Source organism: Peptoclostridium acidaminophilum DSM 3953, from assembly GCF_000597865.1.
In the GTDB taxonomy this organism is placed as follows: domain Bacteria; phylum Bacillota; class Clostridia; order Peptostreptococcales; family Peptostreptococcaceae; genus Peptoclostridium_A; species Peptoclostridium_A acidaminophilum.
Window position 1 is genome coordinate 672,298 of the sequence record NZ_CP007453.1, and the last position, 26,620, is coordinate 698,917.

The window sequence follows — 26,620 nt, forward strand, 5'->3', positions numbered from 1 at the left end:
GTCCCCGCCTTTTTTTCTGTGAAAATCGTTAGATTTCTCTTATGGTAATCTTTCCATCCTCAAGCTCCACACTGACGCTAGAGCCATCCTTTATAATGCCCTTCAGGTACTTCTCGGCTATGTCGTCTTCTATATGGCTTTGAATAGTCCTTCTAAGAGGCCTTGCACCGTATTTGTCGCTGTAGCCCTTTTCAAGAATAAAGTCTTTGGCAGCATCAGACACACTTATTGTAATGCCTTTTTCACCGGCTTCCTCCTTGACCTCGGAAAGCATCAGGTCTACTATTTTTCTGAGCTCCTCTCTGGTTAGCGAGTTGAATACGACTACCTCGTCAACCCTATTAAGGAACTCGGGCCTGAAGGTCTCCCGCAGAGCATTATTCACCTTCTCCTCGAGCGCATCGTAGCCGTCGTGCCCAAAGCCTATTCCAAGAGATTTTGTGTCAGTGCCGGCATTTGACGTCATTACTATAACGGTGTTTTCGAAGAATACAGTCCTGCCCTGGCTGTCTGTTAGCCTTCCGTCCTCAAGTATCTGCAGCAGCATGTTGAACACGTCGGGATGCGCCTTTTCTATCTCGTCAAGAAGTATCACCGAATAGGGCTTTCTTCTGACTTTTTCAGTGAGCTGTCCTCCCTGGTCATAGCCGATGTACCCCGGAGGCGCACCAATGAGCTTGGAAACCGTGTGCTTTTCCATGTACTCCGACATGTCAAGTCTTATCATAGCCTCCTCGCTTCCAAAGAGCTCGCTCGACAGCGCCCTTACAAGTTCGGTCTTTCCTACGCCTGTAGGTCCAACGAATATGAAGGACGCCGGTTTTTTCTTTTTCCTAAAGCCCGACCTGTTTCGCCTTATGGCTTTCGAAACCAGGCTTATGGCCTTGGACTGCCCTATTACTCTCCTTCCGAGGCTCTCCTCGAGCTCGAGAAGCTTCATCGACTCTTCCTTAGTTATCTTCTTTACAGGAATCTTGGTCCAGGACTCAATAACATGCGCCACATCCTCTATGCTCACCTGGAACGCCGATGTATCCGACTGTATCCCGTCTATTTTTTCCTGGATTTCTATCTCGTGCATCTTGATTTTCGCCGCTGTCTCATAGTCATCCCTCGAGGCCGCGTCTTCCTTCTTGCTCTGAACCTCGACGAGTTCCCGCTTTAGCTTGTCCAGGTCCTTTTGAAGGTTGTTCCTCAGGTTGACCATCGAGCCGGCCTCGTCTATTACGTCTATAGCCTTGTCCGGAAGGTACCTGTCGGTAATGTACCTTTCCGAAAGCCTTGCGGCGGCCTCGATCACCTCGTCAGATATAGTTACGCTGTGGAACTTTTCGTAGTAGTCCCTCACGCCCTTTAGTATCTCTATGGTGTCCTCCACGGAAGGCTCGTCCACCATTACGGGCTGGAAGCGCCTCTCTAGCGCCGAGTCCTTTTCGATGTGCTTCCTGTACTCGTCTATGGTCGTAGCTCCGATTATGTGGACTTCTCCCTTGGCAAGCGCTGGCTTTAGTATGTTGGCCGCGTTCATCACGCCGCCCTGGACCTCTCCTGCGCCAACTATGTTGTGTATCTCGTCTATCACAAGTATTATGTTCCTGCTCTGGCTGGCTTCCTTTATTATCTCCTTCATCCTGCCCTCGAATTGGCCGCGAAACTGCGTTCCCGCTACTATGGCAGTCAGATCAAGCAGATATACCTGGGCGCTAAGGAGCCTTGACGGAACCTTTTTCTGAGCTATCCTCACTGCCAGGCCTTCTGCTATGGCGGTCTTTCCAACTCCGGCCTCTCCTATGAGCACGGGATTGTTCTTGTTCCTTCTGTTTAGTATCTGGATGACCCTGTTGATTTCAGCTTCTCTTCCTATTACTCTGTCGACAAGTCCTTCCTTGGCCTTGTCGGTAAGGTTTGTGCCGAATTTTTCAAGGTATTTGAGCTTTTTCCTGGAGCTTTTCTGCTCCTTTTCGTCTTCAGCCGCCTGGGCTCCTGCGAACTCCTCATCTGCTTCATCGTCTTCAGACTCAGGGAAAGAGCCGTTCATCATTTTCATTATCGCCTCGTCGGGGTCTGTTGAGTCCATGTCCATGTTCTCGAACATCTCCCCCATCTGCTTCGAAAGGTTGTCCATGTCCTCGGGAGTCATTCCTGACTGCTTCATAAGCTCATCCATGACTGAAATCCCCAGCTCCTTGGCGCAGCTCATGCAGTAGCCTTCTAGCACAGGCTTGCCGTCTTTGAGCTTCTGTGTGAAAACAACGGCTACATTCTTTTTGCATTTTGAACACATCTTCATATATTAATCATCTCCATATAGTATCAGAAACATTGACTCATTCTTACAACCTGCAAAATTTGCACGATTTCTTTTCGTACCATTTTGCAGCTATATGCGAATCACATAATTCATCAGGCATATTTCATTTTGATGCTTCCATATATAATTATATCACAATTATACGAATGTCAATTATACATATTTTTACATAATAAAAAAGACGGCCAAAGACCGTCTTTAAATGTCCTACCACTGATTGTAGTGTACTTTGCTTGAATCGAACCTGTCCACAAACACGTTGCATTCATCCTCGAAATATCCAACTGGGACTACGCCAAAAGGCATTATGTTCTCAGGAAGGTCGAAGTAGTCTATCATAAAATCCATTCTCGCCTCCACTGGAGCAACTCCAAGCCAGACGGCTTCAAGCCCCTGGTTAGTGGCTTCCAAAAGCATATTCTGGACTGCCGCCGCCATATCCTGGTGCCAGTTGTCAGGGGAAAACAGCTTCCGCATGTCGGTTAGAACTACCACGGCGCACGACGAATCCTTAAGCACCTCTAAATGTTCCTCCATCGCAGAAATCTCGCTTAGCACCTTCTTGTCCTTTACTACTATGAACTCCCACGGCTGCTCACTGCCTGCATAATTCGTCTGCATTGCAGCTCTAAGCAGCTTTTCAACCTTGTCTTCTTCAACTTCTCTTTCGATAAATTCCCTTCCGCTTCTTTTCGTGAAAATATTTTCCATTGTCTTTCCGCCTTTCATCATATGTTGTAATTAGACTTAATTTATGATGCATCTATAGTATCATGCACTATCCTTTTCCAGTTATCTCAACAAGCGTTATCTGACTTCTGTTCATGAATCGAACAGGAAGCCTGCTCACACCAACTCCGCTGTCTATGTAGAGTTGTTTGCCGCCTTCAAGCTCGTATATTCCTTTTTGATACTTTGGAAAAAAGCCCTGGTTCGGAGCTATGATAGCTCCTATAAACGGCAGCCTGACCTGCCCTCCGTGCGTATGACCGCTGAGTATAAGATCGCTTTTTAGCTTCTCGCCTTCTTTGATTATGTTGGGTGAGTGCGAAAGCAGTATTGTGTAGCGCGTTTCATCTATGCCTTCGAAAGCCTTGGCGGAATCGCTGTGCCTTGTATCATAGTCATCAACTCCGCAGATGTTGATTTTAATGTCTCCGATTATGATGCTTTCATTGCGGTTGTTTAACACCTTGACTCCCCGGGACTCGAGCTCGGCTGCAAGCCTCCTGGCGCCCATCGCGTTAGCCCATTCGTGGTTACCGCTGACAAAATACACCATGTCGCAAATATCAGTAAGTCCTTCCGCAAGTGCAAATATCCTTGTGTATTCATTTGTTGTCATATCTGCAAGGTCCCCGGTTATAACCACTACATCAGGCTTTATCTTTTCCACATAATCAAGCACCTGATCATTGGAATTAGCGTTGTGGTAGTCCGATATCTGGACTATTTTCAGCTTTTCACCGGCACTGAGTTTTTCGCTTTCAAATGCCACGCTGTTTAATGCAACAAATTTGACCTCATAAAATATATCTCCCAGAAGCAGGAGCACAGCAAGAATAAGCACAATTATTCTTTTGTTCAAATTCTATTGCCCCTTTCAAAATTCAAGGCGAGGCTCCAAATCCAAGCAGCCACCTGCACAATCCCGGTTAGGAAGCATGCAATCAAAGTGCAATCGATACGGCATTCAAAAAAACAGGTATACTTTGATTATACCAAAAGATCTCCACTTTTTCCACGCCTTAAATAGTATTTCAAATCCGGCACACTACTCAACATTCACAGAGGAATGCATGAGATTAACGTTTTCCGGATTCAGAATCTCAGTTCCTTCAAAGCCGTCCTTATCCGCGTCGTATTCAAAATCCATAACCTGGAGGCTCGCAGAGCCAGGCTGAATTGTTGTTATATGGAGCTTTGAATCGCTTCCGGCTGTATATGCCCAGTACTTTATCTCGCCAAGCTGCACATAGCCCTCAAACAGGACGTACTCTTTGCCTTCTCCCCTTACTGTCAGCAGCCAGTTTTGTCCGTCATCCCACATTATGCTGCCGCTTTGGTCCCTTTGCGCGGCTGTGAACATCTGCACATATTCCATCTGTCCGTCGCCCTCTATGTCTATTTCAAATTCGTCAAGAAGAGTCAGCTCGTTTGTGTCTCTAAGCTCTCTTGAGGCTTCTATGAACTTCGTCACCTTTTTAGTCTGTCCGTTATTTTCTGTCTGCTGAGGCTGCTTGGTGTCAGGCTTTTCCGGATCTGGATTCATGCAGCCTACCGACAGCACGAGCGTCAGCATCGCCAAAGACATCATCATAACTGTTTTTCTGGAAAATAATTTCATTTGTATATACCTCCGATTTTTTCACATTGCAATTCTATATTACCCAAGCTACAGCAGAGTACACAAGTTTAAAATATAACAAAAAACCGCACATCCTTTAGAGGCCCTCCTTTGGATACGAAAATCCAATTTACGGAACGCTCCTCCTTGGGCATGCGGTTGAAGAATCTGTATTAAGCTGCTTTTTGAGCTGATTTTTTCGCGAATGCCAGTATCCCTCCAAGCGCTATCGAGAGCATTGCAGCCATAAGCACCCTGTATTCCGGGGGCAGCATGAAAGTTATGGTGTGCGCCGGTATCCAAAACAGCGGGACGGTCTTTACAAGCACGAAGGATATGAATCCATTCCAGTCTATCCTTTTCACTACGTCTCCAAGCGAAACGTCCCCGTCTCTTTCATGCTTGAGGTCGATGTATGTGTCTGTAACCCTGTGGAAAGCCATCATGGTAGGTGCGAACGTCAGATTCATAAGCGAGCTTACAAAAAAGGCGAACAGGAATGTAGAGTCTCCGCCCGGCAGAAGACCTTTTTGAAGCGCACCTTTTATTCCTGTGGCAAACACATCGAACACAAGGACTATGGCCATACCCAGGAATCCCCAGATTGCAGCCCTTGGCAGTATGCCGTGAGGTATGCTCCAGTCGCTTGTCGCTATCCTTATTGCAAGCAGTTCTCCCATTGTTGCAAGTATGAAGAATTTAATGAATCCGCTTATGAACGGGTGGGCGCCCGTGAATTTTATGAATATTTCGTGCGTAGCAGGGGTTAGAAGGAATGCAACTACTGCCGCCAGCACTCCAGCCCATATAAAATCGCCTTTTTTCAAAATTATGCCTCCTTCGTATATTATCGACAAAAATCATTTGAAAGTTATGTGGTTGTCTTTAATTTTTGCAAAAGAATCCCCGATCCTTATAGATAGAAGTAACAGGACCAGGGATTTGACTTTGATATATTAATAAACCTTTGAGTAAGCCCGGAGCAGCCGCATAAGGCTGTGGCTGGCCAGGCTCACTCAAATTTGTGGTTTACAATGGCCGCTAATTCACTATATTTCTATACGCCGACTTCTTCCTTCACTTCAGAAGCCACTAGCTCCATTCCCTTGTTTATGGCCTTAAGGTTGAGATCTACGAATCTTGGCTTGACAGTCTGCTCTACCATCTTGTCCCAGTCTACGCCTTCAACACCCATAGCCTTTATAAGTCCGCCAAGAAGCACTATGTTCTGTGCCTTTATGTTTCCAAGCTCCATTGCTTCTTTCGCAGCATCGATAACATATATGTTTTCAACTGTAGCCTCCAGCTTTTCCATCACTCCATCAGGATAAGCCTCCGCTCCCGATATCACAGTAGCAGATGGTATCTCGTAGTTGTTTACAACGAGAGCGCCGCCCGGCTTGAGATACTCGAGCCATCTTACAGCCTCCACCTTTTCAAAAGCGACCATGACGTCAGCAGAGCCTTTTCCTATTATAGGAGAGTCTACCTTATCGCCGTATCTAACCTGAGTTGTAACGCTTCCTCCCCTTTGGGCCATGCCGTGAACCTCTGACATTTTAACATCAAAGCCAGCCTCTATAAGACCACTTGACAATATCTGGGAAGCAAGTATTATCCCTTGTCCTCCAACTCCAACAAGCAGAACACTTTTAACATTTGACATATTATTCACCTACCCTTTCTATTGCTTCAAATGGACAAATCTGAGCACAAACCGAGCATCCTACGCACATGTCAGGATCTATCTTGGCATATTTATCGAAAGACAGGGCCGGACATCCCGACTTGAGACAAAGCTTGCAGGATTTGCACTTGTCTTCGTTTACCTTGTACTTCTTGAGTTCGCAGCCGAATTCACTCTTGTCCTCCTGCGAGAATTTCTTGAGCACGCAAGGCCATCTAGTTATAACCACTGAAGGACCGTCGAATTCAAGCGCCTTCTTAAGAGCCGCATCTGTCTCCTTCAGGTTGAGCGGATTTACAATCTGTATGTCTTCAACGCCAAGAGCCTTAACAAGGTTAGGTATGTTTATAGCTATTGTCTTGTCTCCCATCAGAGTGTATCCGGTTCCCGGATTTTCCTGGTGTCCTGTCATGCCTGTTATCCTGTTGTCTAGTATTACAGTTACAGTGTTGCCTTTGTTGTATACAACGTCAACAAGAGAGTTCATGCCTGTATGGAAGAATGTGGAGTCGCCTATTACCGAAACGACCTTCTTGTCTTCGCCCGCCTGTTTGAACGCCTTGGCCGCGCCGTGGCCTGTTGAAATCGAGCCTCCCATGCACACGCATGTGTCCATCGAATTAAGCGGCTGAGTAAAGCCCAGCGTGTAGCAGCCTATGTCACCCGTTACCATTACATTCTTTATCTTCGAAAGCGAATAGAAAAGCCCTCTGTGCGGACAGCCAGCGCAAAGTGTCGGCGGTCTTTTTATAATCGAGTCATGGAGATTGTCAAGGCCTTCTATTGTCCTTATTTCCCTGCCAAGCAGAGCCTTTGCGATTATGTCCGGGTTAAGCTCTCCCACGTTAGGAATTAGCTCCTTGCCTATGCATTTGATGCCTCTTGCCTTGATCTGCTCTTCCATATAAGGCTCAAGCTCTTCTATAACATAAAGAGTTTCAACTTCTTTGGCAAAAGCCTCTATCATCTTGAAAGGAAGCGGATTAGTAAAGCCTATCTTGAGATATGAAGCCGTGTTTCCGAATACTTCCTTAGCGTACTGGTATGATATTCCCGAAGTTATTATTCCTATCTTCTTGTCGTTCATCTCAACAGTGTTCAGCGGAGAATTGTTGCTGTACTCTTCGAGTCTGGCAAGTCTTTCTTCAAGAGTAACATGGAGAACCTTTGCATGCGCTGGAGCCGCCAGGAACTTGCCTACGTTCTTGACGTAAGGCTTCTTGGCAACCTCTGTTCTCTCCCCAAGCTCAACAAGCGTCTTTGAGTGGCATACCCTTGTTGTAACCCTGAAAAGCACAGGCACGTCGTACTCTTCCGAAACCCTAAGAGCCTCTTTTATATAGTCCTTCGACTCCTGAGAGTCCGTAGGCTCAACCATAGCCATCTTTCCGAACTTGGCAAAATATCTGTTGTCCTGCTCGTTTTGAGAAGAGTGCATTCCCGGATCATCAGCAGAAATGAACACAAAACCCCCGTTTACCCCAAGGTATGCGTAAGTCATTATAGGGTCGGCAGCAACGTTGAGTCCAACGTGCTTCATGGCTGCAAGGCTTCTTGCGCCCGCCATCGAAGCTCCTATAGCAACCTCCATGGCAACCTTTTCGTTCGGAGACCATTCGCAATATATGTCTTCCTTGTACTGCTCCATATTCTCAAGTATCTCAGTCGATGGAGTTCCGGGATATGCTGCCGCAACGTGTCCGCCAGCTTCATAGAACCCTCTCGCTATTGCTTCATTACCAGTAAGCAGTTTTTTCATCTACTTTATCCTCCTCAAGGTTTTAAGTGTTAGTTGAGTAAATCCGTATAATCTATTTTTTTACGCTTTATTTATTGGCTATTATGGCTCCTAACGCTATCGAGAACAGCTTCGACTCGTGAGAATCTGCCCTTGAAACGAGCACAACCGGAGCTTTGGCTCCCATTATTATTCCTGCAGACTTTGCCTCGGCAAGGTAGGTAAGCGCCTTGCCCACTGCATTTCCAACCTCTATGGTAGGCACCAGGAGTATGTCCGCATCGCCCGCAACCTGGCTCTCAAACTTCTTGATCTGAGCGGCCTCTTTTGAAATTGCAAGGTCGAAGGCCAAAGGCCCCTCTACAATAACACCTTCACCAAATTCCCCACCGGCAGCCAGCTTGGCTATTGCATCAGCGTCCACAGTCGACGGCATCTTGTCGCTGACTTTTTCCTTGGCAGCTATGCATGCAGCCTTTACCTGCTCAAGCTCGAATGCTTTTGCAGCCTGCACTGCATTCTTTAAAATCTTGACCTTCGCATCGAGTTCAGGAGCTATGTTCATGCCGCCGTCAGTTATAAAGAGCAACTTGTGGTACATTTTCGGCTCGTAAACCATGACGTGGCTGAGAAGACTGTCTGTTCTAAGACCATATTCCTTGTCGAGCACCGCCTTTAGAAGTATTGACGTATCGAGCAGGCCTTTCATTACAAAATCAGCAGCTCCCTGCGATACAAGCTTTACAGCCTGCATTGCGGAGTCCGCAAGATCGTCGCCCTTTATGAGCTCTATGCCTTCAAGGCTGAACCCCAGCTCGGCTGCTATCTTTTCTATCTTATCGACATCGCCCACAAGTATAGGAGTTATGATTCCAGCCTCCTTGGCGTCAAACACTGCATGCAGAACCTCCTTGTCCTCCGCGGCCGCAACAGCAAGCTTCATTTTAGGAAGCGACTTTACTCTATCGAGCAGTCCTTCAAGAGTCTTTATCATAACCACTTTCCTCCTTTTAATATATAACCATAGCTTTCCCAGGCCACCGCCTCGTATGAATGGCGTAAGCGCGCTTTGGCATATGCAATTAAACTATGTGTTATATGTATACCCTATGCCAGATATATAAGCAACTTCCATGCCAACTTTTTGTTCCGAACCCAGAAATATATAAAAAAATATGCATTGTATTTCAAAAAACCACGAATCCCCTAATACCGCTTTGTTGTCTTTATTCTGGCACTATAAAACAATCTCAATATTCATATTGTTCTACTTCATATACAATGAAACCGTTTGCATGCATTCAAAAAAATACACGCAAAAAACGCAAACAAGGGGTTGAATGGTATACCATTCAACCCCTTTGAACCCTTTGTTTATATTTCATCCAATATCTTTATGCCAAATTCAGTTATCACCGTACCTGCTCTTCCCTTCGAAATTTCCACCATTCCGAATTTCTCAAGCTCAAGGAACATTCCACGTATTTCCTGCTCACTCACGTGTCTTCCCGAAGATGCCGCAAGCCTGCTCAGACTCCTTCTGCCCAGCTTATCGCCCTGCCTCTGGGCTTCCAGCAGCTTCGACAGTATAAACCTGTAGTCTCCCATTTTTCCTCTCGCCTCTTCCTCAAAGGCTCTGAGCATTTCTTTTTCAATGCCGCTGAGCGCCGTAAGTCTTTGCTGGGATTCCTGCGCAAACGGCATATCTTGAGCCTCTATTACCCGCTTGTCCAAATTCGCAAAATATTCGACGTAGTTTCTAAGTTCGCGTATGTTCCCCTCCCAGGTGTGGCCCATGAGCATTTCCCTGGCGGCATCGCTTAGCTCAAAGCCGCTTTCAAACTCGCGCTTGAAGCTTTCAATCAGCGCAGTTATATCCTCGCGCCTCTCTCTGAGCGCAGGTATCCTGAGCGGCAGCACGTTAAGTCTGAAATAAAGGTCCTGCCTGAACCTTCCCTCCCTTACGAGCTCTATCAGGTTCCTGTTTGTGGCCGCTATTATTCTCACGTCCACGTCTATGACCCGATCTCCCCCAATGCGCATTACCTGCCGTTCCTGGAGGACACGCAAAAGCCTGGCCTGCAGATTTATAGGCATTTCTCCTATCTCATCGAGAAAGAGAGTTCCCTTGTGGGCCAGTTCAAAAAGTCCCGTCTTTCCGCCTTTCCTGGCCCCAGTGAAGGCACCTTCCTCGTATCCGAAGAGCTCGCTCTCGAGCAGGCTTTCCGGGATGGCTCCGCAGTTTACGGCCACAAACTGGTAGTCCCTCCGCTCCGAGGAGTTGTGTATTGCCTGGGCGAAAAGTTCCTTGCCCGTACCGCTCTCGCCAGTTATAAGCACAGATGAGCTTGATTTGGCCATTCTCCTGGCTATGTCCTTGCACTGCATTATCTGTGGACTATTGCCGAATATGTTGTAAAAGCCGTACTTGGCCCTATGCCCTTTCGAAATCAGCTGGCTCCTGAGCTTGTGCTGCTTCCTTTCAATGTCCGAGAAACGCTTTATCCTGGCAACTGCTCCGTAGAGCTTGTTGGAGTGTATTATGGGATCCACTGCGGCCACAACGTCATAGCCGTGCATGCTTATTATCTTCTCCGATATGCTCTCCTTGTCCTTGAGTGCTTTGTAGAAAGGTATCTCGGGCATCAGGGAGATCCATTCGCGGCCTACCATTTCGCTCCTGTCCATGCCTATTATTTTTTCGGCGCCTTCGTTGCATGAATAGACTATCCCTTCAGCATCCACTGCCACTATTCCATCATCAAGCACCTGCAGAAGTATGTCAAGCTGCGCCTCGAACCTGTTGAACCTGCCTATTATGTTTATAAGACCTACATTGACAGTTACTATCTCCTTGAAGCTATTTATTACATTCTGTCTTTGTATTACGTAGTCAAGATCCAGCTTGAATGCGATATCGAGTATCGTGCTTATGTCAAGCAGTCCAAATCCAATGTCTACGACGTTCCTTGCAAGAGGACAGGGATTCTCCCTCTCACCCATTAATACAATTGTGTCGAAGCCTTGCGCCTGTTCTCCTCCTTGCGCATGACTTGAGCAGGGTACAAGCTCTATGTGCTTTGCTCCAAGCTGGTATACAAGAGCCGATGTCTCCATGGCAAGGCCGGGGCTTTCATCTACAAGCAGCGCCCTTGTCCCCTCCCCCAGAGCCATAAGCTTTTCAAGTGCCGCCTTAGTTATTGTCCTGTGGGCTATAACTATCTCGCCGTCTCCGACTAAGCGGCTGCGCATTTTATGGAAGCTTTCGTAGGACGACAGAAGTATTAGGTCCTCATATATCCCCGAATCAATCCCTGCCCCTTCCTCAGGGTAAATCCTAACGTCAATGTTGTCGCCAAAGAGGCTGTTTATCTGTTCTTTCTGATATTCCGCCTCGCTTTGATTTCTGCTTACTATGGCAAGAGTCTTTTCCAAGCTTTTCACTCCCGTTAATATAATAATTAATATTTTATACCTTTTCCTAAAAGCTTACAACAGACCGCCTTAACTCTAAGCATTCTAAAGCTTTGATTATGAATCTAATCCGAAATATCATTTTTTCTTTTGAAAATCACATCAGCGCTGTAGCCCGGTTTGATAAACTCCGGGTTCTCATCGGGAATCACTTCTACCCTCACTATTCGCTCCCCGTCCTTTTCTATTGCAGAACTTGGCACTTGGCTCACACGCCCTTTTATGACTAAAGCCTTATTGGCTGCTGGTATTATTTTCACCTCTGCGCCTGTATCTATTTCATCTATGAATTCCTCCGGCACCTCGGCACTTACAACAATCGTCTCGGCGTCAATAAGCTCCATAGCCTTGTGGTTTGCGTTTTGCTGTCCAAGGCTGCTGCCGTTGATTATGCTGATATTCCGAACTATGCCTCGATCCAGGTTTGAGACTATTTTGCCTCCCGACAAATACGGCTTTTGCGCCTTATTCTTCATTATGTTCAGGTCTGATTCGTATATGGCCAGGCTGCTGCTAAGCCTTTCCAGGTTCACGCTGTTGCTCTCCCTCATCTTATCGAGCTGCACCTGCTTGTACTGCAAGTCTGTGCTCAACGCATCCAGCTCCTCCTTGAGCACTCGCCTTGTCATGCTTATGTTGTCCTTTATGTCGCTTACCGCCTTCTCTTTTTGCTCCACGATATCCGCGAACTGGTCAAGCATCTCCTCTGGAACGGCACCCTCCTCATAGAGTTTCTGGTTGAGCGCAAGATCTTCTTTTGCGTTCGAGAGTTCCTTTCCAGCCCTCTCCAGCGAGTTCTCCAGAAGCTGAAGCTCCGACTTTGATCCGCTGCTGTATTCGGCTGTTTTTGTCGTAATGTTCTTTTTAAGCCTGGCTATATCCGCCTCAAGCGCAGAAGTATCCTGGATTGCATCCCTGAGCGAGGCCTTGCCCGCTGCTACCTGCTCGCTCAGCTTTTTTACCGTCTCATTGTATTCGGTCATGTCGAGCGTCGCCAGGACATCCCCGAATTCAACCTCGTCGCCCTCCTTGACCTCCACCGAAGCGACTGTGCAGGGGAAATCAACTGCAAGCTCGTATGCTTCCGTGTACTTGACTTCACCCCACGCTATTATGCTTTTATCCTCCCGCGCTCTGCCAGGCACCTGCTCCGCCTGTTCTTCCTTGCCGGGAGTGCATGCTGCGAATGCCGCCATTATTGTAATAATTACGAGTACGTACCTTGCAATTATTTTGTACCTGTTTTTTTTGTTTTCCATTTTTTACACCCCCGTCTTACTTATGTCTATTCTATACTTTTTAGCGCTTCGAGCATGTCTATAGTCCTCATTTTCCCCGAAACGACTCTGTTGACGAAAACAGTAAAAAGCATTGTGATTGCTGCCGCCATCAGAAAGTCGAAAGCGCTGATGCGGCTTACAAGGTCCAGGTCATCTCCAAAATCCCTGGCCAGCAAAAAAGAAATCATCATGCCCACCGGCACTCCCCCGGCTATCCCTAGAAGCGATGAGACCACGTTCTCTGCAAGCACAAGCGGACGGACCTCCTTTTGTTGGAATCCGAGCACCTTCATGGTGGCAATATCCCTTATCCTCTCGCAGAAGTTGAGTACGCTCAGATTGTAGAGCACTACAAATGCAAGCATTCCCCCGAAGGCAATGAGCATTACTGATGCGGTAAACACAATTTGCAGGTTGGCATCAAAATCCGATTTTTGAGCCTCTCTTTCTACATAGCTTTCAACATAGTCGCCATCGAGGAAGCTCTGGTCCTTTTGATCCCATTTTACGAGCAGCTGGTTGGGCACGAATTCCTCTCCTGTCATTTCCCAGAAATAATCCGACATGTATATCCCCTGCCCTGAAACCATGTAAATGACTTCGCCTATTTCAACTTCTGTATAGCTCTCGTCTGCACGCTTGATCTTGAGTGTATCGCCCTCGCCTACGCCAAGCAATTCCGCCTGCTTTCTTGTTATTGCAACGCCGTCCTTTGGAAGCTTAATAATGTTGCCATCCATGTTCCTGAGATTCACCAGGGGACTCTCAGGGGAAAATATAGTTACAATTGTCATCCTTCTTTTACCGCCGGGGGATACAACCTGCACGACAGTTTCCTGAACACTTTGAACTGTGCCGCTTAAAGCCAGATTGTGTATGTCGTTTTCCGAGGTTTTATCGTCAAGCACTATCTTGTTGTCATACGCATAAACATCCTCGTAGGTGAGCCTGGAAACGTTCAGCATCATGTCATTGAGACTGAATGCGCCAATCACAAGTCCAGTACAGCCTGCTATGCCGACAATGCTCATCAGCATTCGCCATCTGTTCCTGAAGGTGTTGCGTGCTACGAGCCGGCTTGTGCTGTTCATAGCTCCCCATATGCCTGGAATTCTTTCAATAAAAACCCTATTACCCTTCCTTGGGAGCTTTTCTCTCAGCAGCGCCGCCGGGGCCTCCTCAAGTCTTCTCAGGCATGTATAGCACGAGATTCCTCCTGTGCACATGACTATTAGCACTGTGCTCAGTATAAGGTTGCTCACGTTTATGCTCATTCTATAGTCGCTGAGCACAAGCAGAAATCTCATCTGGTCTATGAGGGTCCTGCCGATTACTATTGGTCCTATAAGAGCTCCAAGAGCCGCTCCCAGCAACCCAACATATACCCCGTAGGATGAGTAGTGCAACACTATGCTTCTTTTGCCATATCCTAGAGCCTTGAGTATTCCTATTTGTTCCCTCTGCTCCTCAACAAGCCTTGACATTGTGCTTAGCGTCACAAGGGCTGTCACAAGGAAAAACATTATGGGAAACACTGCCGATATGACTTTGAACTGCTTTATTTCGCTTGCAACATGGCTTACACTGCGGTTGTCATTTCTTGTTATGATGCCGAGCAGGTCATCACCAAGGGCCGCATCGACTTTTTCTAGAATTTCACTCTCGTTTGCCCCTTCAGCAAGCCTGATGCATATTTGATTGTAAGGCTTTCTGCCTCCGTATGCGCCTTTGACCTTGTCTTCGTCCACTATCACAAAACCGTATTTCCCAGGGTCAGGCATTATTGATGTGGTGTCCTTTACGGAAAATACGTGCTCACTGCTGAGGGCCAGCGCCTCTATTCGCAGGCTTATTTTCCTGTCATTGAGCTCCAGCTCCAGCTTGTCACCAATTCTTAGGTTGTGATGCTTTGCGAAGGTTTCGTCCAGTATGGCTCCGCTGGAACTTCCAGCCGACCCTTTAATTAGATATGGCCTGTCCAGGGTGTTTTTATCTGATGTTGTGTATACAAGCAGGGTTGGCCTTCCATTTATATTTGCACTGGAGTTGACAGCCAGCCTTTTTTCAGCCTTCTCTACGCCCTCAATATTCCTTATTCTCCACATATCCATTTCCGTGGGGTTTGCAATGGAAACCCAAATGTCAGACAGGTTTGTTGCGGCGTACAGCTCCCTTGAGCGGTCGTCTATTGTCTTCCACATGCTGTCAAGCCCCATCACAACGCTCACGGAAAGAGCAGCCATAACGCATATTGACAAAAACTGCGGCAGGGACTGGCTAATGTCCTTTACAGCTTTTTTAAAAAGAGTTGCTTTCCCCATGAAAATTCCTCCGCAAGATAAGCGTTAATAAAACCCATTTCCATAAAGCATTTATACCCAAACAATAAGCTTTTTCGACGCATTTGAAGACTAAGCTTTTGACATTATGAAAAGCCAGTGTGGAAATACCGCCTGCTGTAATATATAATAATGCTGACTATGCTCGTAGATTGCTTGAATGCCCGGCACGTAATAGCAAGCTTTTGATTTACTGGCATGTATTGAAAATATTTAAATGCGAAGGTGAAACATTATGTATATTGTGAGTTCATGTCTGGCAGGAATTAACTGCAGATACGACGGGAAAAGTAACGAGAATAAGTTTGTGATCGAATTGGTAAAACAAGGCAAAGCTTTGCCTGTATGCCCCGAGGTTCTGGGCGGGCTGCCCATTCCCAGGACATGCTGCGAAATCATAGCGGACAAGAACGGCAATAAAAGTGTAATAGGCAAGGACGGTCGGGATTATACGACGGAATATGAGTTAGGCGCAGAAAAAACATTTGAGATCGCAAAAATAGTAGGCGCAAAAAAGGCCATACTCAAATCAAAAAGCCCTTCCTGCGGCTGCGGACTCATATACGATGGTACGTTTTCAGGCAGATTAATAGAAGGAAATGGCCTGACGGCGGAACTGCTCATAAGAAATGGAATAGATGTCTATACGGAAAACAATTGCAACAACCTATAGCGTCCATAGAAATCCACCTGCGTTTTTCAGCCAGCAGCACATGATTAATCGGGAAATGCAAAACGCCTGAAAAGCTTTAGATCAAGCTTTCCAGGCGATACTTCGACTCAACATATATTGATTCACATATTTACTTGTAAGCCTTCTTGTCAGCCCTAAGAGCAATTATTATGGCTATAACGGCACCGCCCCAAACTGCTCCGCAGCCTATCACCATCATTAAAACAGCACTACCAGCCATAGCTAATCCTCCTTGTTGCCAGAGTGTAAAGGCATTTTATCTTCCCCGGCTGTCCATTTTTTATTGAATAATATGAACGAAACACCAATCATGATTACCACCGCGCCCCAGCCAAATATTATATTCGATATGACTCCGACTGAGTCCTGTTTGAAAAGGCCGGTGAAAATGTTGAAAATATTAGTCACTACTACAGCTCCAAGCAGCAGCGGAGTAAAATATTTGAGCAGGTAATCCCACCATTTCCCTACTCTGAAGTCAGAATATCTGTTGGCTTCCTCCCTGAGCTTTTCGGTTCCGTATATGTGGCTGATTAAGACAACCTCTACGAGGCCAAGTCCTGCAATTATAATGTTGCCCACGTACGAATCGACTATGTCCAGTATATAGTTGAAGCCCGCATAGCTTGCAAAGCAAGCAGAGCCTGCAAGACCGGTCAGGGAGAGTATGCCTATGAGCTTTTCCCTGGATATTTCAAATTTATCCATTGCGGCTGTTGCAAAGGATTCAAGCATAGAAATGCTTGAGGATATTCCCGCGACAAACAGGCAAAAGAAGAAAAAGAATCCCAAAAGCCCCTGAATCACTACACTCGAAGACATAGTTGATATTGCTATAGGGAAGGCTATAAATGCCACGCCTGCGCCTGTTCCAAACGACGTGAATTCCACACCCATATTCTGCACAAGATATCCGAGTGTCGAAAACACGAGGATTCCCGCCACCAGATCGAAGCTCGAGTTCAGCAGCACAGTAATAAAGGCGCTGTTTACAATATCGGCCTTTTCATGCAGATATGAGCCGTAGGCAATCATAACGCCGACCGCCAGTGTTGTCGAGAAGAAAACCTGTGCATACGCCGACACCCAGATCTCCGGGTTCATGATTTTCGAGAAATCCGGCTTGAATAAGCTCTCAAGCCCTATTACCGCGCCATTTAACCTTGTGGCGTTAACCATAAACACCACCATCATAACCAAAAGTACGGGCGTAAATATCGACGACATCTTTTCGATTCCGCCCGATATGCCTTTCTTTACTATCAGCCAGTTGGAAAGCCAGACAAACACAACTGCAACAAGAATGTATATGCTCATGCCTGCTCCAAGGTCAAGGGCGTTGTCTGCGCTTCCCACGACCATTCCCATTATTGGGCCCGGATCCTGCAGCCAGTTCATGATGCCGAAGGCATGTCCCAATGAAAACACCATGAAAATCAGCGAAACTGCTATTATCGCGCAATAATACATCATTACAATTACCGGCACCATGACCTGCAGCCATCCAATCACTTCATATTTTTTGCCCAGCTCCGAAAACGCCTTTACAGAGCCTCCGCGGATTTTTCTGCCATATGAATACTCCATTATCATAAGCGGTATCGCGCAGGTGGCCACCGCAACCAGATATGGAAGGAGGAATGCTCCCCCGCCGTTTTTATATGCTTGAAAAGGAAACCTCCATAAATTCCCCAGGCCTATCGCAGCACCTGCAGCGGCGAAAACAAAACCTTTCCTACTTTGCCAGTTTTCTCTCATATATCTTACCTGCTACTCAAAATATGGACAAACATATCCATATCGAGATTTTTACTGCTTCAACGAACCCCGCCTCAACGATTGCGACGCAACCTGTCTACTACAGTTTTGTATAGCTCTCCACAGTCGTAAATTCCCGAGATAGCCCTCGGTACATATATAAGTGCCTGTTTTAGTTAGGCTGTCTTATATTCCTTAGCATTAGCCAGATTGATTGAAGCATTCAAGTCCCTGTCAATGACAAGCCCGCAGGAACACTTGTATGTTCTCTCGGATAGCTTCAAATCTTTCTTGTGTGCTCCGCACTCGCTGCAAGTTTTTGACGATGGATACCATCTGTCCACGATTCTTACTTCTATGCCGTGGATGCTCGCTTTGTAGGCGAGCTTCGTCCTGAACTCGTAGAACTTTTGCTGCTGCACTGCTTTGGCTAAATGCCTGTTCTTCATCATGCCGCTTACATTGAGGTCTTCAATTGTTATAAAGCTTGGTTTTTGCTTTACAAGCTCGCTGACCGTCTTGCTTATGTAGTCGGCTCTTATGTTTCCCAGTCTTTGATGAAGTTTTTGTACCTTGGTTATCTGTTTTTGGATGTTTTGCCTAGTAGCTTCTCCTTTCTCAGATTTTTTTAGTTTTTTCAGACCTTCGTATTTCCTCGAAAGCCTTCGTTGCTCACGCCTTAGCTTCTTTTCAAGCTTTCTGACCCTTGAGGTCTTATTGATGTTTTTATTGACGGCTCCGTTTGAGCAGACGGCAAAGTCTTTTAGTCCCAAATCCACACCTATCCCTTCCGTATACGGCTTTAGACAGCCAGCTTTGGCATCTTCTTCCACGAGAATTGATACGTAATATCTGTCTGCCTTTTGGGATACCGTGCCACTTGTGACTTTTGAACTTGTCGGTATATAGCCAAACTCCTTGAGCCTAACCCAGCCTAGTGTCGGAACCTTGACCCTGTGCCTTTCAACAGTCCAGTCGGTATTGTTGTTCTTGGGGAAGTACGCCTTCACAAGTTGTCTGTTTTTCTTTTTGAACTTTGGAAAACCGGCTTCGCCCTTGAAAAACTTCTTGAAAGACTTCTCGCCATTCATTATGGCTTGCTTTACAGCTTTTGACGACACTTCCTTAATCCACACATAGTCTGGATTGCTCGGGACAAACTCGTTGTTGAGCCATTTCGAAAAGTCCATGCCTGATACAAAACGTTGCTTTGTTTCATAAATCTCTTTATTGTGTGCGATGTAGAAATTGTATATAAACCTGCATACGCCAATAGTCTGATGGATTTTAGCCTTCTGCTTGATGGTTGGCTTAATTTCGATCTTGTAAGCTCTTTTCAATCTCCTCAACCTCCCTTATTTGTAGTTTTTCACAGGGACATTGATTAACTCTGCAAACTCACTTGTATTATAGTTAGTGTTTACTTGTATACCTCTCACTTCGCAAATACATATCAATACCTTTGACCACACTTGTCTATATTTTTGTCAACTATTGCTCAGCTCCTACACTGAGTTTGCCTTATCTTACAACTTTTCCCCGCATCATTTTTTATCATAATATATAATGACGAACGCCTTTACTGTCTTTGTCCCGGCGTTGTAGAAGGTGTGAGGGCCTTCGGCCGCAAAATTCATGACATCCCCCGGCATTATTTCGTATGTCTTCTCCTCTATATCCACGCTCAGCGTCCCGTCTATCGCGAATATGTACTCCTCCACGCCCTTGCCATGGCCCCTTGATTCCACACTGCTTCCAGGCTCGAATTCCTCCATGTATATCTCAAAGCCTTTCTCCTCGTCAAAACCCAGAACCGACGCGATTTTATAGCCTTCGCCTTCTATCGTCGGATTTATGGCGTCGCTCTTTATGAGATTGACAGTCTCCCTTTCCTTTTTCATGAGGCTGCTGAATGGGATCTTGAGGCCTGTAGCAATTTTCCAGAGCACTGAAATCGTAGGATTTGTGGCACTCCTTTCAATCTCACCGAGCATGCTCTTGCTGATTCCAGTAGCCTCGGAAAGCTGCTCGAGCGTCATATGCCTGTCCTTCCTTATTGTCTTAAGGTTGTTTCCCACTATAACCCTTATATCTTCCATAATCTCCTCCAAAACAATATATTGTATTTATGGACGGTATACCGTATAATATGTTATATAAGATATATATCCATTATACCGCATTCATTTTCTTTGTAAATTAGATAAAGAGATAAAGGAGTTCTGCGTCATGGAAGAAACACTCAAATTAGAAAAAGTCAAAATATCAAGAAATGCCGTTTTCTTCGAGGGGGTCAGAGATTCTCTGCCCATATCGCTTGGCTATATCCCCGTAGCCATAACCTTTGCACTACTTGCGAAATCATACGGCCTTCCAAATTACATAATCGTGCTAATGTCCATGCTTGTTTTCTCAGCTACCAGCCAGTTCATGGCAGTAAATCTGCTTACACTTGCAGCGCCGTATCCAGAGATCATACTGACTACTTTCATTATAAATGCAAAAAACTTTCTTCTCTCTTCGGCGCTGTCGCAAAAAATCGAGCCCTCTGCTTCAAAGAAGCTGCGCAGCCTTATCTCATACTGCATCGGAGATGAGATTTTTATACTCGCAACGGCTCGAAAGGAACGCTATGTGGATCCTGCCTACTTCCTGGGAGTCAACTCAATTCTTTATGTGGCATACGCGGCAGGGACTTTCGTCGGAGCCTACTTCATATCAGACATGAGCCCAGGGATAGCAACCAGCCTTGGCATAACAATTTATGCAATGTTTCTTAGCCTCCTTGTTCCTGCTGTAAAGAAGTCGAGAAAAGCGCTCGTCATAAGCCTGATTGCAATTCTGGCTTCAACTACACTCAGCTATCTCCCGAGCATTTCACTTTCTCCGGGATGGATTGTAATAATAGCCGCAATAGCGGCCGCGGCCGCGGGAGCCTTTATATTCCCTGTGGAGGTGCATGACAATGAATAAGCTGCTCTTTCTTGTTCTCCTCATGGCGCTTGTAGCATACCTTCCAAGAGCCGTACCCATGATATGGCTCAAGAATCTGAAGCTAAGCAGCTTCTGGAAGGGCTTTTTCCACTACTTGCCATTTGCCATGCTGAGCGCGCTGGTTTTCCCCGGCGTATTTTCATCCTGCGGCAACACCGGACTTTCGCTTGCCGGACTTGCAGCTGCAATAGCGCTCTCACTGTTTAACCTCAACTCAACCGTTGTTGTAATGGGATCGGTGCTAACTGTATATTTATTTGGCATATTGTAAATTTTTTATGGTTTTTTCAATACAGTATTTCCATTGGATTGCCTGTATGATAAAATCATCGTAGTAGATAATCAATTTCACTTTTCATTTATCTAATATCCGCATGTTTGCATGTGGATATTGTTTTGTGTTTTGTATGTATTGGAGGTAGTAATATGCAACGACAAATTTCACTTGGAACGGAGCCCGTGGGCAGCCTGCTGCTTAAGTTCTCCACTCCCGCAATAATTGGAATGCTTATAAACGTTCTCTACAACATCGTCGACAGAATATTCATAGGCCAGGGTGTCGGGCCTCTTGCCATATCAGGCGTGGGAATTTCAATGCCCTTCATGACAATAATAATGGCCTTCGGCATGCTCGTGGGCATAGGCGGGGCAGCTCTCATATCGATAAGGCTGGGCGAGAAAAACCACGCCGAGGCCGAAAAGCTCCTCGGCAACACTTTCATGCTGCTTATATTAGTCTCTCTTCTTGTCACTGCGGCGGGACTTATATTCATAGACCCTCTCCTGTACATGTTCGGAGCAAGCTCGGAGACATTTGGCTTTGCAAAGGATTACATCACCATTATAATCGCCGGCACCATCTTGAACTCTGTAGGATTTGGGCTTAACAACTCCATTAGATCTGACGGCAGCCCCAAAACAGCCATGATGACAAACCTTCTCGGAGCAATAACCAACATAATACTCGACTATGTGTTCATAATGCAGCTGGGTATGGGAATAAAAGGAGCAGCTTATGCCACCGTTATAAGCATGGCACTTAACACCATATGGGTACTGAGGTATTTCACTGGACCAAAAAGCTCGCTCAAGTTGAGAGTGAAAAATATGAGGCTCGAGAAAAGCCTCGTGCTCGGTATTTTCTCGATAGGCATGTCGCCTTTTGCCATACAGCTTGCAGCAAGCGTTATAAACGTTATATCAAACAATGCCCTCAAGGTTAACGGCGGCGACTACGCAATAGGCGCCATGAGCATAGCCATAAGCATAGCCATGATATTCCTTATGCCGATAATGGGCCTCAATCAGGGCTCGCAGCCAATAGTCGGCTATAACTACGGTGCGCAATGCTACTCACGGGTCAAAAAAACTCTATACCTGACAATAGCAGCAGCCACGGCAGTATGCGTACTCGGATTCATTCTTGTGCAGGCGGCGCCCACATTTATGATGAGGATATTCACACCTGATGCCGATATAGTATCAATAGGAGCTAGCGGTATTAGGATATTCATGCTGTCGCTGCCTGTTGTCGGCTTCCAGATAATAAGCTCAAACTTTTTCCAGGCCATAGGCAAGGCAAAAATTTCTCTTTTCCTGAGCACCCTAAGGCAGGTAATAATACTAATACCGCTTCTCCTTATACTCCCAAACAGATTCGGTCTGCTCGGCGTGTGGATGTCATACCCAATATCGGACGCATTATCTTCTATGATAACCTTGTGGTTCATAAGAAATGAAATGAAAGTACTCAGCGAAGACAAGTGCAAAGAAGCAGACGAGGTCCTTAAGGTAGGCTGAGCTGAAGAGGCTGGTGAATAAAAGTGGCTGTCTCGAAATGATTCAAAATCATTTCGAGACAGCCACTTTATATTTCTTTCATATTATATCCGAGCCTGGGCACCCGGTGCCCAATATGCTGCGCAAATTTCACTTCACAGAACGCTTACAAAACCTCTATAGCGTCTCCCTGCCGCACTTTTCCTCCTTAATAAGTGAACTAACTCACGACTAAAGTCATACGCTTCCTTCAATCCTTCTATGCACGACTAATATCTGCCGGGGCCGTCGCTGCCACTGTGGCCTTGTCAGCCCTCGAGTTTTCAACATAGAGTATATACACTGCCGCAAATATTCCGCATATACCCAATGCCCTCATAATCCCCATGGGCTCTCCGAAGAGTACTGCGGCCCAAATCACCGCGAGCGCCACCTCCAGCGTGGCGACTATGCCCACTTTTGAAGGCAGAGCCCCCTTGGCTATACCTGTAAAATAAAACCCGAAGGCGCAGAAGGTAGGCACAAGCCCCATCATGATTATTCCGAATATGACATTCGGCTTGCCAAGCATGGGTAATATACCTATGGGGTTGCAAAACGGAGACATAAAAAGTGCTCCGAAACCGAACGAGTATGTCAGCACAGCCCAGTTGCTGTATTTTCTCATGAGCGATTTCCCGATAATGGAGTTGAGCGAGTAGACAAGACCGGCTCCAAGGCCCGAAAGCACTCCAATAACGCTTCCCGTAAGAACGCTGAAATTCCCCATTGTGACAGTCTGAAACACTCCCACGCTGCACACAGCCACAGCAAGCAATTTGAGCGGCGTAATCTTTTCCCCAAATACCATGCGCGATATGAATATGGCAAATATCGGCGCAGTGTACATGAGCGCAGTCGCAGCTGCAACAGATGTCTTCGACACTGAATGGAAGAAGAACATGCTGGTGCCGCTCTGGCATACTATTCCCATTACGGCCAGCTTGAACATTCCGTTTGCGTCAATCTTAAGGTCTTCCTTGTGCCTTATGAATGTAAATGCAAATATGAACAAGAATCCTACAAATATTCTTGCAAATGCCGTCTGCATTGGCTCCAGGTCAGATGCAAGAAACTTGCCGAGCACTCCCTGTACGCTCCAGAATACGGCGGCTAACGCAATAAACAAATATGGCTTGTCCTTCACAACAATTCCCCCAGTCGCTCAAAATTGTCCATTGAGTCGGCGAGCATGCCTTTCCGTAAAATTTTCATTTTTTCCCTATACGCTTATTATATGCCAAACTCGATTACAATTGAATCTGAAAATGTCACTTTAAACAAGTTTGTTCTCTCTTTTTAGTATTTCAAGCAGCTGTTCTATAGGAATTGCGTGTATCGTATTGCCGTTTATTCCTACCGTGGTCTCGGCGGCTATCATGCTGTTTACTACCGCCTCTTCGGTTGCATGCACTACGGCTTCAAAAATCGGGTTCATCCTGTCATTTGGAAGCATATCGACATTTACGTTTTCATGGCGGTTTGATGCCCCGTCGTTTGCGGTTGAGAATGCAACGAATATGTCTCCGGATGAGTTTTCTCCCATTCCGCCTATATTGCCGATGCCAAGCGCTGCGCGCCTTGCCAGCCTTTTTAGCTGATGAGGCAGCAGCGGTGCGTCTGTGGCTATTACTACAATTATCGAACCTGCCCCTGGAGGCGGCGCCGGCGTAGTGTGTATTTCCGGCATGAGGTCGGTCAACTCTTTGCCTACGTGAACTCCTCCTATTTTCAGGTTCTTCCTTTTTCCGTGATTGGCCTGCACGAATACTCCTACCGTATATCCTCCGTCTTCTTCTGCTAAAACTCTTGAAGAGGTTCCCGAGCCGCCTTTGAACTCGTGGCATGTCATCCCCATGCCTCCGCCCACATTTCCTTCCTCCACAAAGCCTCCTGCAGCGGAGTCAAGGGCCTCATAGACGTTTTCTTTCTTCACATGAAAACCATTAATGTCATTGAGCCTTCCGTCATATGTTTCGCCAATTACAGGGAGCAGAAAGAACGAGTCTCCGCTGCAGGGATCGTAGAAGCCCTTTTCATACATCCAGCCTATGCTGCTGTCCCTTACTACTCCAGCGCTATGTGTGTTTGTGATAAGTACCGGGCCTTCCAGAAATCCTGACTCTTCAATCCATGTGGTCCCTGTAAGCTCTCCGTTTCCATTAAGGGCATACCATCCGGAAAAACATGCAGACCATCGCTTGCCTCTTGGCAAAATGGCTGTAACTCCAGTTCTAACTGGACCTTTCCCTACAACCAATTCTCCGTTGCCTGATACAATGGTCGAGTAACCTACCTCCACGCCTGTCACGTCAGTAATTGCATTGTACCTGCCTGTGCTTCCCTCGAATGGTATGCCCATATCTCTCGCTCTTTTTTTCATTCTAATCCCTCCTCATCAATATTAGTGCAATCAGCATGCCTTCAAACACTTCGTGTTGATTATTCTTCATTTTAATGTTTATTTGTCGATATGTCAACATTTTTGTTTGCAATTGTCGCTTCATTGATATAAAATATATATAAAGCATCAGCTTCAAATATGCTGAAAAAAAATACGCTATGCGCATTAAAAGGATATGCTATGACAAAAAATCACGTCCTTAACAGGATAAAGGAAAATTATCATGGATTCACGAACAGCCAAAAAAAAATAGGCTCATATATCCATGCAAACTACAGGAAAGTAATCTATATGACAGCGCTCGAACTGGCAAAAGAGCTTGATGTAAGCGATGCCACCATAATTAGGTTTGCACGGAGCATGGGCTTTTCAAATTTTTCACAGATGCGTGATGCCATCAGAAGCGAAATAAACATCTACGATGCCCCACATGAAAGGCTCTCGAGAAGTTTCGAATTCGAAGGAAACGTGGATTCCCTGCTGCTGCAAGCCGCAAAAAACGACTTTTCGTGCCATGAGCATTTCTACAACAACATAGACTATGCCCTTATAGACGCCGCAGCAGAAGAGATTGGCGCTGCCGATACCATCCATATAGTAGGAATAGGAACAGACATGGTGGTCGCCTTGTTCCTGGAATGGTATCTCACTCAGATGGGCTTTAGGACAGTTTGCTATACAGATGGGGGCTTTGGATTTGCAAATAAGTTTTCGGCTGTAAAATCGGACGATCTTGTGATAATGTGCTGCACGCCGAGGCATCTCAAGGATGAGAAGAGAGCCTTGAAAGCCGCCAGATCAAAGAATGCCCGAATAGTCACCCTGACTACTCCAAGAGCCGTTGACATTATGGCTCTGAGTGATATTAGCCTGACTGTCGAGACAAGGAGCAACGAATTCCTGAACTCATACGTCACATATATGGGCCTATGCAACCTTATTCTCATAAGAGTGCTTGAAAAAGACAAGGACAGGATAGTGAAAAAGCTTGAGGCGAATTCCTCTATTATGAATGAATTCGACCTGTTTGATTAACTAAATTAACTGTAAAAAAAGAGCGCACATGTTTGAATTAAAATCCCACAATTCAAACTAGTGCACTCTTTTTTATGTTGTCAGTGATTTGTCTTTCTCAGACTCTGATTTAGCCTTTTACGGCGCTCGTCCAGTAGAATCGCTCGGATATATATCCCTTGCCTGATACTTCAAACCCGCATTCGGCCAAAAGGCCTTCAAGCTCCTCCTGTGATATCCTTACATCAAGCGGAGGTCCCTGCTCCATCTGGAGCTTTTTCCACTCCATTACTGCAAGCCTTCCTCCCGGCCTTAGCATGCCCCACACAGCTTCAAGCAGTCTCTTTCTGTCGTCCACCTCATGGAACACGTTTGATACTATGCAAAAGTCCACAACGCCTTCCTCGATTGGAAATTCGTACTGGGTAGAAACGAGCGCCTTGATATTGGATATGCTTTCTTTTTCCGCCCTGCGAGTCAATTCTTCGAGCATCGCAGCCGAAATGTCAAATGCATATACAAGTCCCTCGCTCCCCACTATCTGCGCAGCGCTCAGAGAAAAGAATCCTATGCCGCATCCTATATCGGCTGCAGTGTCGCCTTCTCTAAGGCCCAGCATTTCAAGGGTTTCAAGAGGAGGCATCTCTCTTCTTCGCTCCGGGCTGTCAAGCTTTTTCATCATCTTTTCATCGAATATATGTGCCATGAACTCCTCCAAATTGTCTTTTTTCTGCCTTTCTATAGAAATATTCTATCACGGTT

Annotated in this window: 23 protein-coding genes; 5 read left to right on the plus strand and 18 right to left on the minus strand. The window is 46.1% G+C overall.

Annotated elements, in window-relative coordinates:
• Positions 1 to 28: 28 nt before the first annotated feature.
• From EAL2_RS14095 to EAL2_RS14145, 11 genes are all read right to left on the minus strand, one after another.
• A complete protein-coding gene (locus EAL2_RS14095; RefSeq protein ID WP_025436998.1) occupies positions 29 to 2,290 on the minus strand; it encodes an ATP-dependent Clp protease ATP-binding subunit in 2,262 nt (753 codons plus the stop codon).
• Between the two features lie 228 nt (positions 2,291 to 2,518).
• Positions 2,519 to 3,022 carry a nitroreductase family protein gene (locus EAL2_RS14100; protein ID WP_025436999.1) on the minus strand — a complete coding sequence of 168 codons (504 nt, stop codon included), beginning with the start codon at positions 3,020 to 3,022 and terminating at the stop codon, positions 2,519 to 2,521.
• Positions 3,023 to 3,089: 67 nt separating this feature from the next.
• Complete coding sequence (locus EAL2_RS14105; protein ID WP_025437000.1) at positions 3,090 to 3,899, minus strand: metallophosphoesterase; 810 nt, start codon at positions 3,897 to 3,899, stop codon at positions 3,090 to 3,092.
• Positions 3,900 to 4,085: 186 nt separating this feature from the next.
• Positions 4,086 to 4,658, minus strand: a complete 573-nt coding sequence (locus tag EAL2_RS14985; RefSeq protein WP_025437001.1) for a hypothetical protein — start codon at positions 4,656 to 4,658, stop codon at positions 4,086 to 4,088.
• A gap of 173 nt (positions 4,659 to 4,831) precedes the next feature.
• A complete protein-coding gene (locus EAL2_RS14115) occupies positions 4,832 to 5,485 on the minus strand; it encodes a hypothetical protein (protein ID WP_025437002.1) in 654 nt (217 codons plus the stop codon).
• Positions 5,486 to 5,715: 230 nt separating this feature from the next.
• Positions 5,716 to 6,324 (minus strand): indolepyruvate oxidoreductase subunit beta, encoded by a 609-nt coding sequence (locus EAL2_RS14120; RefSeq protein ID WP_025437003.1) that lies wholly within the window; start codon positions 6,322 to 6,324, stop codon positions 5,716 to 5,718.
• A gap of 1 nt (position 6,325) precedes the next feature.
• A complete protein-coding gene (gene iorA / locus EAL2_RS14125) occupies positions 6,326 to 8,104 on the minus strand; it encodes an indolepyruvate ferredoxin oxidoreductase subunit alpha (RefSeq protein ID WP_025437004.1) in 1,779 nt (592 codons plus the stop codon).
• A gap of 67 nt (positions 8,105 to 8,171) precedes the next feature.
• Entirely contained in the window at positions 8,172 to 9,077 is a 906-nt protein-coding gene (locus tag EAL2_RS14130; protein WP_025437005.1) for a bifunctional enoyl-CoA hydratase/phosphate acetyltransferase, read from the minus strand.
• A gap of 380 nt (positions 9,078 to 9,457) precedes the next feature.
• A complete protein-coding gene (locus tag EAL2_RS14135) occupies positions 9,458 to 11,518 on the minus strand; it encodes a sigma-54 interaction domain-containing protein (protein WP_025437006.1) in 2,061 nt (686 codons plus the stop codon).
• A gap of 104 nt (positions 11,519 to 11,622) precedes the next feature.
• Positions 11,623 to 12,816, minus strand: a complete 1,194-nt coding sequence (locus tag EAL2_RS14140; RefSeq protein ID WP_025437007.1) for an HlyD family secretion protein — start codon at positions 12,814 to 12,816, stop codon at positions 11,623 to 11,625.
• A 26-nt stretch (positions 12,817 to 12,842) separates the two neighbouring features.
• Positions 12,843 to 15,158 (minus strand): ABC transporter permease, encoded by a 2,316-nt coding sequence (locus EAL2_RS14145; protein ID WP_025437008.1) that lies wholly within the window; start codon positions 15,156 to 15,158, stop codon positions 12,843 to 12,845.
• Positions 15,159 to 15,411: 253 nt separating this feature from the next.
• On the opposite strand from EAL2_RS14145, the gene EAL2_RS14150 reads away from it, so the two are divergent.
• A complete protein-coding gene (locus tag EAL2_RS14150; RefSeq protein ID WP_025437009.1) occupies positions 15,412 to 15,849 on the plus strand; it encodes a DUF523 domain-containing protein in 438 nt (145 codons plus the stop codon).
• A 130-nt stretch (positions 15,850 to 15,979) separates the two neighbouring features.
• Here EAL2_RS14150 and EAL2_RS15390 read toward each other — a convergent pair whose 3' ends face one another.
• The 4 genes from EAL2_RS15390 to EAL2_RS14165 form a co-directional block, all read right to left on the minus strand.
• The gene (locus EAL2_RS15390; RefSeq protein ID WP_148296003.1) at positions 15,980 to 16,090 is read right to left on the minus strand and encodes a MetS family NSS transporter small subunit; all 111 of its coding nucleotides are present in this window, start codon (positions 16,088 to 16,090) and stop codon (positions 15,980 to 15,982) included.
• A gap of 2 nt (positions 16,091 to 16,092) precedes the next feature.
• Positions 16,093 to 17,628 (minus strand): sodium-dependent transporter, encoded by a 1,536-nt coding sequence (locus EAL2_RS14155; protein ID WP_025437010.1) that lies wholly within the window; start codon positions 17,626 to 17,628, stop codon positions 16,093 to 16,095.
• 176 nt (positions 17,629 to 17,804) lie between these two features.
• Positions 17,805 to 18,968, minus strand: a complete 1,164-nt coding sequence (locus EAL2_RS14160; RefSeq protein ID WP_025436621.1) for an RNA-guided endonuclease InsQ/TnpB family protein — start codon at positions 18,966 to 18,968, stop codon at positions 17,805 to 17,807.
• A 204-nt stretch (positions 18,969 to 19,172) separates the two neighbouring features.
• Positions 19,173 to 19,727: a helix-turn-helix domain-containing protein gene (locus tag EAL2_RS14165; protein ID WP_025437011.1), complete on the minus strand. Its 555-nt coding sequence runs from the start codon at positions 19,725 to 19,727 to the stop codon at positions 19,173 to 19,175.
• Between the two features lie 130 nt (positions 19,728 to 19,857).
• Between EAL2_RS14165 and EAL2_RS14170 the strand changes: the two genes are divergently transcribed.
• From EAL2_RS14170 to EAL2_RS14180, 3 genes are all read left to right on the plus strand, one after another.
• Positions 19,858 to 20,601 carry an AzlC family ABC transporter permease gene (locus EAL2_RS14170; protein WP_025437012.1) on the plus strand — a complete coding sequence of 248 codons (744 nt, stop codon included), beginning with the start codon at positions 19,858 to 19,860 and terminating at the stop codon, positions 20,599 to 20,601.
• Positions 20,594 to 20,893, plus strand: a complete 300-nt coding sequence (locus EAL2_RS14175; RefSeq protein ID WP_025437013.1) for an AzlD domain-containing protein — start codon at positions 20,594 to 20,596, stop codon at positions 20,891 to 20,893. Before EAL2_RS14170 ends, EAL2_RS14175 begins: the two co-directional genes overlap by 8 nt.
• A 155-nt stretch (positions 20,894 to 21,048) precedes the next feature.
• Complete coding sequence (locus EAL2_RS14180; protein WP_025437014.1) at positions 21,049 to 22,422, plus strand: MATE family efflux transporter; 1,374 nt, start codon at positions 21,049 to 21,051, stop codon at positions 22,420 to 22,422.
• A 238-nt stretch (positions 22,423 to 22,660) separates the two neighbouring features.
• Here the strand turns inward: EAL2_RS14180 and EAL2_RS14185 are convergent, their stop codons facing one another.
• Together EAL2_RS14185 and EAL2_RS14190 are read right to left on the minus strand one after the other, a co-directional pair.
• Positions 22,661 to 23,587, minus strand: a complete 927-nt coding sequence (locus EAL2_RS14185; protein WP_025437015.1) for a DMT family transporter — start codon at positions 23,585 to 23,587, stop codon at positions 22,661 to 22,663.
• 129 nt (positions 23,588 to 23,716) lie between these two features.
• Positions 23,717 to 24,823: a DmpA family aminopeptidase gene (locus EAL2_RS14190; protein WP_025437016.1), complete on the minus strand. Its 1,107-nt coding sequence runs from the start codon at positions 24,821 to 24,823 to the stop codon at positions 23,717 to 23,719.
• 201 nt (positions 24,824 to 25,024) lie between these two features.
• Between EAL2_RS14190 and EAL2_RS14200 the strand changes: the two genes are divergently transcribed.
• Positions 25,025 to 25,879: a MurR/RpiR family transcriptional regulator gene (locus EAL2_RS14200; RefSeq protein WP_025437017.1), complete on the plus strand. Its 855-nt coding sequence runs from the start codon at positions 25,025 to 25,027 to the stop codon at positions 25,877 to 25,879.
• A gap of 109 nt (positions 25,880 to 25,988) precedes the next feature.
• Here EAL2_RS14200 and EAL2_RS14205 read toward each other — a convergent pair whose 3' ends face one another.
• A complete protein-coding gene (locus EAL2_RS14205) occupies positions 25,989 to 26,564 on the minus strand; it encodes a class I SAM-dependent methyltransferase (protein WP_025437018.1) in 576 nt (191 codons plus the stop codon).
• Positions 26,565 to 26,620: the final 56 nt, after the last annotated feature.

Excerpts from the sequence above, each read along its gene's own strand:
- EAL2_RS14205 (WP_025437018.1), bottom strand. The coding sequence starts at position 26,564 with ATGGCACATATATTCGATGAAAAGATGATGAAAAAGCTTGACAGCCCG.
- EAL2_RS14190 (WP_025437016.1), bottom strand. The coding sequence starts at position 24,823 with ATGAAAAAAAGAGCGAGAGATATGGGCATACCATTCGAGGGAAGCACA.
- EAL2_RS14095 (WP_025436998.1), bottom strand. The coding sequence starts at position 2,290 with ATGAAGATGTGTTCAAAATGCAAAAAGAATGTAGCCGTTGTTTTCACA.
- EAL2_RS14100 (WP_025436999.1), bottom strand. The coding sequence starts at position 3,022 with ATGGAAAATATTTTCACGAAAAGAAGCGGAAGGGAATTTATCGAAAGA.
- EAL2_RS15390 (WP_148296003.1), bottom strand. The coding sequence starts at position 16,090 with ATGGCTGGTAGTGCTGTTTTAATGATGGTGATAGGCTGCGGAGCAGTT.
- EAL2_RS14155 (WP_025437010.1), bottom strand. The coding sequence starts at position 17,628 with ATGAGAGAAAACTGGCAAAGTAGGAAAGGTTTTGTTTTCGCCGCTGCA.
- EAL2_RS14200 (WP_025437017.1), top strand. The coding sequence starts at position 25,025 with ATGACAAAAAATCACGTCCTTAACAGGATAAAGGAAAATTATCATGGA.
- EAL2_RS14175 (WP_025437013.1), top strand. The coding sequence starts at position 20,594 with ATGAATAAGCTGCTCTTTCTTGTTCTCCTCATGGCGCTTGTAGCATAC.
- EAL2_RS14985 (WP_025437001.1), bottom strand. The coding sequence starts at position 4,658 with ATGAAATTATTTTCCAGAAAAACAGTTATGATGATGTCTTTGGCGATG.
- EAL2_RS14140 (WP_025437007.1), bottom strand. The coding sequence starts at position 12,816 with ATGGAAAACAAAAAAAACAGGTACAAAATAATTGCAAGGTACGTACTC.
- EAL2_RS14145 (WP_025437008.1), bottom strand. The coding sequence starts at position 15,158 with ATGGGGAAAGCAACTCTTTTTAAAAAAGCTGTAAAGGACATTAGCCAG.
- EAL2_RS14130 (WP_025437005.1), bottom strand. The coding sequence starts at position 9,077 with ATGATAAAGACTCTTGAAGGACTGCTCGATAGAGTAAAGTCGCTTCCT.
- iorA (WP_025437004.1), bottom strand. The coding sequence starts at position 8,104 with ATGAAAAAACTGCTTACTGGTAATGAAGCAATAGCGAGAGGGTTCTAT.
- EAL2_RS14120 (WP_025437003.1), bottom strand. The coding sequence starts at position 6,324 with ATGTCAAATGTTAAAAGTGTTCTGCTTGTTGGAGTTGGAGGACAAGGG.
- EAL2_RS14180 (WP_025437014.1), top strand. The coding sequence starts at position 21,049 with ATGCAACGACAAATTTCACTTGGAACGGAGCCCGTGGGCAGCCTGCTG.
- EAL2_RS14170 (WP_025437012.1), top strand. The coding sequence starts at position 19,858 with ATGGAAGAAACACTCAAATTAGAAAAAGTCAAAATATCAAGAAATGCC.
- EAL2_RS14165 (WP_025437011.1), bottom strand. The coding sequence starts at position 19,727 with ATGGAAGATATAAGGGTTATAGTGGGAAACAACCTTAAGACAATAAGG.
- EAL2_RS14150 (WP_025437009.1), top strand. The coding sequence starts at position 15,412 with ATGTATATTGTGAGTTCATGTCTGGCAGGAATTAACTGCAGATACGAC.